Origin of the sequence: Enterococcus sp. DIV0756, from assembly GCF_051710745.1 — a bacterium.
Taxonomy (GTDB): Bacteria; Bacillota; Bacilli; order Lactobacillales; family Enterococcaceae; genus Enterococcus_A.
In genome coordinates this window covers 861,108-873,129 of record NZ_JBIOLF010000002.1, presented here as the reverse complement: position 1 = coordinate 873,129, position 12,022 = coordinate 861,108, and the positions used below count along the sequence as shown (strand labels likewise).

Annotated in this window: 8 protein-coding genes; 5 read left to right on the top strand and 3 right to left on the bottom strand. The window is 39.8% G+C overall.

The annotated features are described in order from the left end of the window. Positions 1 to 54: 54 nt before the first annotated feature. The gene (locus IGI44_RS20610) at positions 55 to 2,448 is read right to left on the bottom strand and encodes a sugar-binding domain-containing protein (RefSeq protein WP_438789787.1); all 2,394 of its coding nucleotides are present in this window, start codon (positions 2,446 to 2,448) and stop codon (positions 55 to 57) included. Between the two features lie 115 nt (positions 2,449 to 2,563). Here IGI44_RS20610 and IGI44_RS20605 point away from each other — a divergent pair, with 115 nt between their 5' ends. Then, the gene (locus IGI44_RS20605; RefSeq protein ID WP_438789786.1) at positions 2,564 to 3,526 is read left to right on the top strand and encodes an AraC family transcriptional regulator; all 963 of its coding nucleotides are present in this window, start codon (positions 2,564 to 2,566) and stop codon (positions 3,524 to 3,526) included. Positions 3,527 to 3,542: 16 nt separating this feature from the next. Here IGI44_RS20605 and IGI44_RS20600 read toward each other — a convergent pair whose 3' ends face one another. Continuing rightward, on the bottom strand, positions 3,543 to 4,559 hold the full coding sequence (locus IGI44_RS20600; protein ID WP_438789785.1) for an AraC family transcriptional regulator: 1,017 nt from the start codon (positions 4,557 to 4,559) through the stop codon (positions 3,543 to 3,545). Positions 4,560 to 4,836: 277 nt separating this feature from the next. On the opposite strand from IGI44_RS20600, the gene IGI44_RS20595 reads away from it, so the two are divergent. From IGI44_RS20595 to IGI44_RS20580, 4 genes are read left to right on the top strand one after another with little or no spacing between them, the layout of a single operon-like run. Beyond that, positions 4,837 to 6,522: a glycoside hydrolase family 3 protein gene (locus IGI44_RS20595; RefSeq protein ID WP_438789784.1), complete on the top strand. Its 1,686-nt coding sequence runs from the start codon at positions 4,837 to 4,839 to the stop codon at positions 6,520 to 6,522. A 17-nt stretch (positions 6,523 to 6,539) separates the two neighbouring features. Then, positions 6,540 to 9,365 (top strand): family 78 glycoside hydrolase catalytic domain, encoded by a 2,826-nt coding sequence (locus IGI44_RS20590; RefSeq protein WP_438789783.1) that lies wholly within the window; start codon positions 6,540 to 6,542, stop codon positions 9,363 to 9,365. After that, positions 9,358 to 10,014 (top strand): beta-phosphoglucomutase, encoded by a 657-nt coding sequence (gene pgmB, locus IGI44_RS20585; RefSeq protein WP_438789782.1) that lies wholly within the window; start codon positions 9,358 to 9,360, stop codon positions 10,012 to 10,014. The genes IGI44_RS20590 and pgmB overlap by 8 nt, the downstream gene beginning before the upstream one ends. A gap of 16 nt (positions 10,015 to 10,030) precedes the next feature. Beyond that, positions 10,031 to 11,575 carry a family 43 glycosylhydrolase gene (locus IGI44_RS20580; protein ID WP_438789781.1) on the top strand — a complete coding sequence of 515 codons (1,545 nt, stop codon included), beginning with the start codon at positions 10,031 to 10,033 and terminating at the stop codon, positions 11,573 to 11,575. Between the two features lie 114 nt (positions 11,576 to 11,689). Here the strand turns inward: IGI44_RS20580 and IGI44_RS20575 are convergent, their stop codons facing one another. Further along, positions 11,690 to 12,016: a PTS sugar transporter subunit IIB gene (locus IGI44_RS20575; protein WP_438789780.1), complete on the bottom strand. Its 327-nt coding sequence runs from the start codon at positions 12,014 to 12,016 to the stop codon at positions 11,690 to 11,692. Positions 12,017 to 12,022 lie beyond the last annotated feature (6 nt).

Sequence of the window (12,022 nt, the reverse complement as noted above, 5' to 3'; positions counted from 1 at the left end):
GCAAAATTCATGCCCTTTGTGGTCTTTTCATAGATACTTTTTCTGCCTTGTACTTTATTTTTGAATAGTCGCTTTGATTTGAACACTTGCTTCAGTTGTTCGTATGATAGCTAAGGCTTTTCCTTGGAACAATCGAACGCAAGATAGACTATACGCATCTTGATTCGTTGGATTTCCATTTGCTAAGCCGACAATTTCTCCTTTTTCGGCAGAAACTGCTACCTGATTATTTGCCGTAGGAACAAATCGTTGTTGCTCATCGACCGCTTTCAGAACAAAAAGGCTATATTCTTTTCCTTCAAAAATTCTTTCACTTCGGATCGAGTGAATCGTTGAACTGGTTTGATGCTTAGCTTCACTGATGATTTGATCTCCATCATAGGCTACAGCTTTTAACTCCCCAGCTTGGTAAGGAATTTCCCAATTAGCGATACAACCAACAACTATTTTCTTACCAAAACTTATTCCATTGACAAAAATCTCGACTTCATCCGCATTACTGAATGCACGAACAGAAATCATATCATTAGCATTGATCTCGAGGCCTTCTTCATTCCAATGAGGAAGAATGTGAAGCACAGGTTCTTTTCTCCAATTTGCCTGGTAATAGTAGTAATAATCTTTCGGAAATCCGCACAAATCCGCGATACCAAATTGAGAGGAAATAGCTGGCCAACTAAAAGGAGAAGGTTCGCCATAATAATCAAATGCCGTCCAAAGAAAAACTCCACCCATATACTGGTGCTGAGATAAATAGTTTAAAACTTTTTCAGGCGTCGCTGTACCTCCTGCTCCGGGATCACCTGGTTGGCGCTTTCCAGGTAAAATCATTGAAAATAGCGATCCGAAGTTAGAGCACTGACAATTTTCTTCATTATCTTTGTAAATTCCTCGGGTAGAAAAATAGGAGGCACTTTCCGTACTCATGATCGCAAGCTCTGGGTACTGCTCTTTGATTTTGATTGCGCCAGGTCCCATTGCATCCGCTTCTGGATAATTTACCCCCAGTACGTCATAATTCGCTAGATAGTTTTCATTAACTATACCATCGGGATTTAGTAGTTCTGCTGAAACAACTAAACTTTCATAGTTATTTTGTCTGATGCACCGAACCAATCTACTGGCTATGCGGCTTCCAAGGTTCGTATTACCGATGACTTCCTCATTCGCTACTGACCAAAACGCAATCGAGGCATGCATCCTACTTTTTCGAACCATTTTTTCCAAATCGGCGATTCGCCAAGGAGTGCTCTCAAGTAAACGGTTCTCATTCATTAAAAGAATCCCATAACGATCGCAGGCCTCCAAAAGCTCTTCAGAAGCAAAATGATGGGCACTGCGCCAAGCGTTGACACCCATTTCCTTCATCGTTTTAATTTTATATTCGATAATATCCTTATTCAGTGCGACACCTAATCCTGCAAAATCCTGATGCTCGCAAACACCCCTAAGTTCATACAAATTTTCATTTAAATAAAAGCCTTGTGAATCATAAGCGAACGTTCGAATGCCAAAGCTTTTACGGCACTCATCCGTTTCCATCTGAAAAACCGCTTCATATAAATGAGGATTTTCAGGCGACCAAAGGATCGGTGCAGAAAAAATAAATGTCTCTTTAATTTCATGTTTTTCAAAAGGCTGTAACGTTTGTTTGCCTAACGTGATCAACTGTTCACCAAGCCTGATCACTGGCGTGACATCGACTATCTCCTGTGAATGGTTCTCGATACAAACTTCAGCACCCATAACTGCCTGCGTGTCTTGAAGTTCCTTTGTATAGACGTACGCACTTTCTCTATTAAAGGCGATCAACGGGACAGACTCTAGCCAAACGTCACGATAAATACCCGCACCTTCATACCACCAGCCTTCAGCACCAGTTGTTGTATCCACGCGTACAAGCAATACATTGGTTCCTTCATTACCATATCTAGCCATCTCAGAGATATCATAAGAAAAACTTGTGTATCCACTAGTGTTCTGACCTAAATAGGCACCATTTAGCCAAACATCTGCTGAACGCATCACTCCCTCGAAATGTAGAATAACGCGCTTTTGATTCACCAACTTATCATTTAAGGAAAAAGTTTTTCGATAATAACCAATTCCATCTTCCTTTGATCCAGACATAAGCAATTCTGGATCTTGTTTATAGGGCTGACTGATTTTCCAGTCGTGAGGAATCGTAATAGTTTGCCATTGTTGATTTATTTCAGAATCAAAATCCGTTCCAGCTAAATTTTTTAATCCTTGAATCTCATCTCCTCGAGCAATTAGTTTTAGAAAATGTTCCCCTCCTGCACCGTATATTACCGGTTCTCCAGCCTCTTCTATTAGCGGTGCGGTCAATCCACCTAAGGCATGGGCCTTTTTGACCGTTTTCTTAGGCATTCCAATTTCCCCATAATGAAACAGCCATTGTTGATTCAATTTTTTCTTCTCTCGCATCTGTCTTCCTCCTCTGATATCCTTTATTCTAGTTCGTCAGTCTCTGTGATATAATGAAAAATACCGACTTCAAGAAACCGTTTACTACAATTTCCCGACCTTTCGGAGGTGCTTTATGGCAAAAGATCCTTTTTCTGACCTTCATTCTGGCGATGCAGACATTCCGCAAATCAGAACCCATTCACCGATCGCCATCTTCTATAAGCAAAAGATCGGCGAAAAAATTCTTTATACTAAAGTACAGGATGGTAAAATCATCGCCTTTGAAAACGAAGAATATCAAGCGTTACATAAAAACCAAAACTTTGAATTAATGTATGTTTTAAAGGGAGAATTAACAAACTATATTGAGGAGAAGGAATATATTTTTCAAGCAGGAGAAGGCTGTCTATTGAATACTCAGATTCTGCATCGGGAGATTCTTTCAGATGGCTGCAACGTCGTCTTTTTAAATTTATCCCCTGCGCTGCTTCAGGACTTACTTTCTATTGATTCCGGCGAAGGTCCGATCTTTCAATTTTTACAGCAAAATCTACAATCTGATGCTCAATGGAAACGCAGCTATATTGAGTTTACTCCCTGCTTGCCTTATCAAAGCGAAGGTTTTCATGTCATCATTGATTCCTTGCAGCTAGAGGTAGCTACTTCCAAAATCGGACGTGCTTATTTTCAACGAGGATTGATTTTACGCCTGTTGGATGCACTGGAAAATTCCAATCAATTTTCACTTCAGCGAATTGATCTGGATTTATCCAAAGAAGATTATCTTGTTAATCGTGTGATCCATTTAATTGAAAGCCGCTTTGGTAATATTTCTCGAAAAGAAATCGAAGCCACACTGCACTACAATCCTGAATACCTGAATCGGCTTTTAAAGCGGCAAACAAAAATGACTCTGGCCAATTATGCTCAAATGATTCGGACTCAGAAGGCTCAACAACTGTTAAATACAACTGATTTGACCGTTCAGCTTATTGCAGAACGACTAGGTTTTTCCAGTGAAGCTTACTTTTACCATTTTTTTAAAAAGCAAACCGGATTTTCACCTAATCAATATCGCCAAAAATTTAAGCTATAAAAAAGCCGATTGAGACTCAATCGGCTTTTTTGGCATTGAAAGAATGCTTTTCACGATATTCAGTTGGTAAAATTTTTAAATGTTTTCGAAACATTTTATAAAAATAGGAGGGATTTTCATACCCTACCTTTAGAGCAATTTGTTCAATTGGAGCATTGGTATACGTTAAATATTCCGCCGCAACATTCACCCGTTGCAGATGAACCAATTTAATAAAGGTCAATCCAGTATGCTTCTTCAAATAGGAAGATAAATAATTCGGATTGAAGCCAAAGTGCTGAGCCATTTCCTCTAACGTAATGTGAGCATAATTCTTTTCAATATATAAGAGTAATGATAGCAAATTAACCGATCCATCATCTTCCCCAGCAATCACTGTTTGTTCATTGGCAGCTGAGCGAATCAATCGGCCGAAGAGCGTTAATAGCTCTAATCGGATGATTTGATTCGATTGGGTATCTGGATAATAGTATTCCTGAATAATATCCTCTAACAGCAAATGAATCTTTGTCTCTCGATGCGTTCGAAACAAGCGATAAATGTTCTCCCCTTGTGTTTCATTTGAGAGCAGCGAAAAAAGTAAGGAAGACACTTTTTTGGTTACTCGATCCTCATACATAAAATGATAATCATTTAAATTGAAAGCCGTATCCTTTAGGGTCAGATTGACTACGATAGCATCGGTTGCAATTGGCTCTACACGATGAATCGTATGATTTCCAATGATGATCAAGTCATTTTGCTTCAACTTTAACTCATCATTTTTCGTAATAACCGTACATTCACCCACAAGAGGGACGATTATCTCCACGTAATTATGCACATGAAATGGAATAAAAGAGCCCACTGGCTGCACCGAAATGGCGATTGATTGCGGATTTACCTCTAACGAGTCGTCCAACGTATGAAAAAATTCGTAAACAGGCTCGTTTTTCAACACACCCGCTTGTTTTGGTCTCATTTCTGAACCTAACTCCTCCCAATTACGAGGTTGGTTTTTCTCCTGTAATATGGTCAAAAATTCTTCTTCCATTCCTTCAGCTCCCCTCAAAAAGGCAATTATTTTTGCAATAAGTCGAGTAATTATAGGATTTAAATCTTTAAGTTGCTTTTTTGAATGATATTCTTTCATTACTTCGCCTAAACTATCTCATGAATAAATCATTCAAGCAAGACTCAATTTCAGATAAATGAAAGGAGCAATGAAATGGACACACTTAAGCTGTTTTTTCGCAATGGTTTATACAATTTCTCCAAGCTAGAATGAAAGCGTGAACAAGTATCTTTAAATCATTGGAGGCGCAAAAAACATGTTAGATTTATCAACAAAACCTTACTACTTAACAGAACAACAAATTCAACAGCTGCAAAGCAAAGTTCAAACTATGACCTTAGATGAAAAAATCGGACAACTCTTTTTTGTCATTGGGCAGGATGAGGATCAAGTAGACATTAAAGAATTCATCAAAACCTACCGCCCTGGCGGTATGATGTATCGCCCCGCCTCAGCCGAAAAGATCAAACGACAATTAGCAACTGCTCAAGAAGCTAGCGATATCCCCCTATTCTTTTCAGCAAATTTGGAGTCTGGCGGAAATGGGATTATCACAGAAGGAACCTGGTTCGGAATGCCTCTGCAAATTGCTGCGACAGATGATCCTGAACAAGCCTATGAATTAGGCAATGTCGCTGGAAATGAAGCCGCTCAAGTAGGCTGCAACATGTCCTTTTCCCCGATTGTCGATATTGATCTGAATTTTCGAAATCCGATCACCAATACTCGAACCTTTGGTAGCGACCCAGAACGCGTGATTCAAATGGCCTCTGCACAAATTAAGGGGTTGGAAAAGAATAGTATCTTGCCTGTTATCAAGCACTTTCCGGGTGACGGTGTCGACGAACGTGATCAGCATTTGTTAAGCACGGTCAACTCTCTGTCCGTTGATGATTGGATGAACGCTTACGGGAAAATCTACCAAACCTTTATCGATCAGGGAATTAGCAGTATCATGATCGGTCATATCATGTTGCCAAGTTGGGAGAAAAAACTATCGCCGAATATGAAGGATTCAGAATTAAGACCAGCATCGGCTTCAAAACGACTGATCGATAATCTATTACGTGAGAAACTTGGATTTAATGGCTTGGCGATTACCGATGCCACACCAATGATTGGTTACAATTCGATTCTTCCACGAGAGGAACTATTACCTGCAACAATTAATGCTGGAATTGACATGATCCTTTTTAATAAAAATATTGATGAGGATTATACATTTATCAAAAACGCCGTTGAAAACGGCACATTGAAGCTGACTCGAATCAATGAGGCGGTTTTACGAATTCTCGCTACAAAAATGTCACATGGTTTATTTGAAGCTATGATGCCAGAAACGTTGAACTTAAATACTGCTGAACATGTAAAAAAAGCAGCCGCGGCAGCTAAAAAGTCCGTTACTTTAGTCAAAGATCGGGATCACCTTTTGCCTTTGACAGTCGAACGTTATCCGCGAATTCGATTGGTTGTTTTAGGTGACTCGGATGACGGTGGTTTTAAAGAAGGCGGCCAAGTTTCCGCTCTTTTCCAAAAACAGCTGGAGACACTGGGCTTTGAAGTGACACTATTTGACCGAAAGCATTTAGATTTTCATGAGATTTTTGAAGAAGGCGTAGCTGAAATGAAGGAGAAATTTGATTTAGCGCTCTATATCGCAAATATCGAAACGGCTAGTAATCAAACCACCACTCGGCTTGACTGGATTCATTTAATGGCGGCGGATGCTCCATGGTTCATGAAAGCTATTCCGACGATCTTTATCTCAACCGCAAATCCTTATCATTTATTTGATATTCCTGCAGTATCCACCTACATCAATACGTATACTGGAAATAAAGAAAGTATTGAGGCGGTGCTCAGAAAAATGACTGGTAAAGAACCTTTTGAAGGTATTAGCCCGATCGATCCATTTTGCGGGGACTTTACCACTAAACTATAAATTAGGAGTGTGAAAAAATGAAAATTTCAAAAATTTTAATCAATCATATGACAGAACCTGTAGGCTTTCAGCTAGATGATTTGCGAATTGAGTTTATAGTAGAAGCAGAACAGTTCAAAGAAATAACGAAGCAATTAACGATCTGGACAGATAATTATGAATCCCCCGTTTACCAAAGCAAGCAGGAACCATTTAAAAATAACTATTTCGATGTTCCTATAACGCTGATTCCACGTACTCGTTACCACGTAGAAATCGCGATTCGAGACGCCAATCATGAGCTTTTTACCAAAGAAAGCTTTTTTGAAACTGGAAAAATGAATGAACCTTTTCAAGCAGACTGGATTGCTCATCCCGATAAAAGTATTCAAAACACGCTTTTTCAAAAAGAGATCAGCTTAAAGTCAAAAGTAGTAGAAGCGCGTTTATATGCTACTGGATTAGGGATTTATGAAGCGTATATCAATGGCGAAAAAGTCGGTGATGAGTACTTAACCCCGGGTGTTACGGCATATGATCAATGGATCCAAGTTCAAACCTACGATGTCACAGCAGCCTTCCAAAAAGCGACTGATTATGAACTACTTTTCACTACTGGTGACGGCTGGTATAAAGGAACTTTAGGCTTCGATGGCGGAATAAAAAACATTTATGGCGACCAGCAATGTGTCATTGGAGAATTCCACGTGACGTATGAAGATGGTCAAACAGAGATTATTTCAACTGATAGCTCGTGGTTAACAACCAGCGGAAAAGTGACCAAATCAGAGATTTATTATGGAGAAGACTTAGACGATACACTAAATCCTTCCAATTGGGAGTCTGTGATCTTACTAAATCAAAATAAAAATCTCCTTCAAGACCGTTTGAGTCTGCCGATAAAAATTATGGAACGATTGCCTATTCAAGAAATCCTTGAAACTCCGGCAGGAGAACAGGTTCTTGATTTTGGTCAAAATCAGACTGGTTGGATGGAGTTTTACAACCGCGAACCCAAAGGCACCAAGCTTGTTTTTCAAATGGGAGAAATTTTGCAGGAGGGTAACTTTTATCGCGAAAACTTACGTGAAGCAAGGGCCTCTTTCGTCTATATTTCTGACGGTGAGGAAAAATGGGTTCGCCCCCATTTCACTTTTTACGGTTATCGTTATGTAAAAGTCGAAGGAAACACTCAAGCGCTGAGAAAAGAAGATTATCAAGCGGCTGTTCTTTATTCTGAAATGGCAACAACTGGCGAAATCGAAACCACCAATTCAAAGGTTAATCGTCTTTTCCAAAACATTCTGTGGGGACAAAAAAGTAACTTCTTAGATATTCCAACTGATTGCCCGCAGCGTGACGAACGACTTGGCTGGACAGGCGATGCTGAAGTATTTTCTAAAACGGCTGCTTTGAATATGAACGTTTTTCCATTCTTCAAAAAATATGCAAAAGACATCGCTATCGAGCAAAAATTGCATGATGGTATGGTTCCAATGTATGCTCCTGCAATGGGGAATTCTGATGGCGGTGCTGCGGTTTGGGGCGATGCAGCAACGATTATTCCTTGGAACATGTATCAAATTTATGGCGATCCAGCGATTTTACGTCAAAACTACACAGCGATGAAGGATTGGGTAGCATGGATTCAAAAAAACAGCAAGAGCACTGATTTATGGACTGGAACCTTTCAATTTGGCGACTGGCTCGCTCTTGATGGAGAAAATCCCGCATTACCAACTGGAAGGACTGAAGAAGATTTTATTGCCTCCGTCTACTACTACTATTCTAATGAAATCATTGCTAAAACTGCTGAAATTTTGAAGCTTCCTAATGATGCGATCTATTATCAAAGACAAGCTCAACGAATCAAAGAGGCTATCGTTAAGGAATATATTACTGCAAATGGCCGTTTAGCAATTGATACTCAGACGGCTTATGCAATCGCCTTATATTTTGAGTTGATCCCTCAATCACAACAATCTCGAGTAGCTAAAGATTTAGTCGCTCGTTTGAAAAAAGATAATGACCATCTCAAAACCGGATTTGTCGGTACTCCCTTCATTTGTCAGGTTTTATCTAATTATGGCTATCATAAACTAGCCACGAAAATTTTCCTTTTAGAAGATTTCCCAAGCTGGCTCTATGCAGTAAATCTTGGTGCAACAACTGTCTGGGAACGCTGGAACTCCGTTCTTCCCGATGGTTCTATGAATCCAGAAGGAATGAATTCATTAAATCATTATAGCTTTGGTGCAATTATGGAATGGGCCTATAGCTATCTTCTAGGAATTCAACCAGCTCAACCTGGCTATCAGGAAATCAGCTTTGCGCCACTTTTTGATTACCGCTTAAAACAGGTTAATGGACATTTCGATACACCATATGGAACGTTCGCTGTAAGCTATCAAATCGAATCAGACAGCGAACACACAATTAAGCTCAACTTGACTGTGCCTTTTGGAACGACTGTGCATGTCAACTTACCGCGAGGAGAAAATTGTTCCGTAACCGTCAATAATCAGATGAAAGCCAACGGACACTTCTCCCTTACCTGCGGCACCTATGAAATCGCCTATGTTCCGAGTGAAAGTTACGTAGAATACTATAATAGCGAAACACCTGCGGCCGAAATTATGGCAGATGAACTGTTGGTTCAAAAAATTGATGCAATTGATCCTGTGCTAAATTTTTTCAAAGCAGATCCAGCAGCCATTAAAGGTGGTTTAGGAACTATGTCCTTGACCAAATTGAATACGCTCTTACCTTTTATTCAAATCACACCAGAGAATCTAGCAAAAATCAATGACGTGCTAGGTTCAACCCCTATTTTAAGTGAACGGGAGGAAATCTCACTTGTTTAAAGGTGCATTATTTGATTTAGATGGAGTCATCGCCGACACCTCTACCCTCCATTTTGAAGCTTGGAAAAAACTTACAAACAATTACTTTGCTGTGAAACTTCCAAGTGACTTGGAAGAAAAGACAAAGGGCGTGAGTCGAGCGGATTCTTTGAAGGTGATCTTAAACTATTTAGACGTGTCGGTCTCTGAGCGTATGTTTCAACAGCTTTTGTTTGAAAAGAATGAACAGTATAAGGAGTCACTTAAACAGCTATCCCCTGACAATATCTTGCCAGGGGTTGCGGCATTCATCTCTGAACTGAAACAGCAGAATGTGAAGCTTGCTTTAGCCTCTTCTAGCTTAAACGGACCGCTTATTTTAGAAAAGTTAGCATTGGCAGAGACATTTGATGCCATCGTCGATCCAAGTAAAGTAGAAAATGGAAAGCCAGCACCAGATATTTTCATCGCTGCAGCTAACTCATTGAATCTTAAGCCTTCAGAATGCGTCGGTATTGAAGATTCGATCGCTGGACTTGAAGCCATCAAAGAAAGTGGCGCTTTCTCTGTTGCAATAGGAAATAGCATTGATCTGAAGACAGCAAATCTTCCGCTTTCTACTACCGCTGAACTAACGTTTGCTGCTGTTCGTACAGCCTATCATCAATAGAAAAGGAGTGTCTTATATGGTGGAATCTTATCAAAATCCAATTCTACGCGGTATGTATCCTGATCCGAGCATCGTTTTGGTAAAAGATACTTATTATATGGTCAACAGTACTTTTGAGTACTACCCAGGGATCGCCTTAAGTAAAAGCACTGATTTATTAAACTGGAAAAAACTCCCTGGAATCGTCGTAAAAACGGAACAAGCCGACCTTTCAAAGGCGAAATCTAATGAAGGAATTTTCGCAGTTTGTATTCGCTTTTTCAATGATCACTTCTATGTGATCACCACAAATTTTGCAGAGTTCAAAAACTTTATTATCAAAGGCAGATTGAATGTCAATGGTGAAATCATTTGGGAACAGCACCGAACAGAAATCGATATTACGGGGATAGATCCCGATTTATATCATGAAAATGGACATACTTATGTCACCTTCACAGGATATATTGATGATAAAGGGACAAAAGCGATCCAACAAGCGGAAATAGATCTATCAACTGGCACTATTTTACGCGGTCCAGAAATAACCAGTCTAGGTACAGGCGGTCGTGATGTAGAAGGTCCTCACATCATAAAAAAAGAACAATCCTATTACCTGCTAGCTGCTGAAGGCGGAACCGGTGTAGGACATATGATTACAATGTTCAAATCAGACAATCTATGGGGACCATTTGTGGATCACTCGACAATCAATCCTATTTTTACAAATCGTGATCGCGCAAATGAACCTTTACAAAATATTGGTCACGCGGATCTCTTCCAAGATACAAAAGGAAATTGGTGGTTGACCTGTTTAGGAACGCGTCCATCTACAATTGATTTCAAACAAATTACCAATATGGGACGAGAAACCCTGCTCTATCCAGTCGATTGGGAGAAGGAATGGCCGAAAATCAATCAGGGTATTCCTAGCGAAGTTGTCGATATGAGTCAATTCCCTGAACATCAAAGCGTGCTTGTAAACGAGCAACAACTATTGCCGTTTATTGATACATTTGACCAATCTACTTTAAACCCTGAATGGCTCAGTTTACGGGGGGACCTTGAGGAAAGCATTTTTTTACAAAATACTACCCTAACGTTAATCGGCCGCTCAACAACCATTGAACACGGCGCAACACCAGCCTTTCTCGGGATCAGGCAAACCGAAAAAGCAGAAATATTTACTGTTAAAGTCGAAGAATCTACTACTTTTAATAATGGAAAGATCGGTATCATCAGCATGATCAACGATACCCATTTTGCTGCTATTTTAGTGCGGGAAGAGGCAGAAAAATTTCTTGTATCGCGCTATCAAAAAGTAGAAGATTTAGTTGTAGAGGAAGCTTTGGGAAGCCTTGAGTCATTGCCAACGAAGTTTGAACTAATCAATCAACCAGCAACGAAAGCATTCACTGTCACTGACGGTAAAAAAGTTCTAAGCTTTAAAACTAGCTCGTTACATTTTTCTAATGAAGCAATCGCTGCCCTAAATACAGGAGATATCCAAGGCATCTATGCTTTGAATGATGCATCATTAGTTGTTAAAGAGATACGACGTCAAGCGGTTGATGTTGAATAAAAATACATTTAAGGCACTGTCCATATGCAGACAGTGCCTTAAACTTAGTTATTATTGAAACTGTTCAATTTCTTACTTAAACATGTCAGCTAGACAGCCACTCTCTTTCATTGCTTACATAAAACTCGCGATTATTTCCTTAAGCACCGCTTCCCCATCCAACGTTTCATAATCTTCTTTCTTGATCATTTTGTAGCTGACCGCTTTGTAGTTCAAAAAATCCTTTAAGCGGCTGACTTCATATTCTGATTGGGGGCCAATCAGCAGGCCATCGATTTGCTGATTTTGGATTGCTTGTTCAGCGATGATGGCTGGAGCAGAATAGACGCGAATCGGAATCTTTTGCTCGTCTGCGGCTGTTTGAATATTTTTTACTAATAAACCGGAGGTGATCCCAGCCGTACAGATCAGCAGAATGCGTTTTTCTTTTTGTTCCGTCATATTGTC

Excerpts from the sequence above, each read along its gene's own strand:
- IGI44_RS20610 (WP_438789787.1), bottom strand. The coding sequence starts at position 2,448 with ATGCGAGAGAAGAAAAAATTGAATCAACAATGGCTGTTTCATTATGGG.
- IGI44_RS20605 (WP_438789786.1), top strand. The coding sequence starts at position 2,564 with ATGGCAAAAGATCCTTTTTCTGACCTTCATTCTGGCGATGCAGACATT.
- IGI44_RS20600 (WP_438789785.1), bottom strand. The coding sequence starts at position 4,559 with ATGGAAGAAGAATTTTTGACCATATTACAGGAGAAAAACCAACCTCGT.
- IGI44_RS20595 (WP_438789784.1), top strand. The coding sequence starts at position 4,837 with ATGTTAGATTTATCAACAAAACCTTACTACTTAACAGAACAACAAATT.
- IGI44_RS20590 (WP_438789783.1), top strand. The coding sequence starts at position 6,540 with ATGAAAATTTCAAAAATTTTAATCAATCATATGACAGAACCTGTAGGC.
- IGI44_RS20580 (WP_438789781.1), top strand. The coding sequence starts at position 10,031 with ATGGTGGAATCTTATCAAAATCCAATTCTACGCGGTATGTATCCTGAT.
- IGI44_RS20575 (WP_438789780.1), bottom strand. The coding sequence starts at position 12,016 with ATGACGGAACAAAAAGAAAAACGCATTCTGCTGATCTGTACGGCTGGG.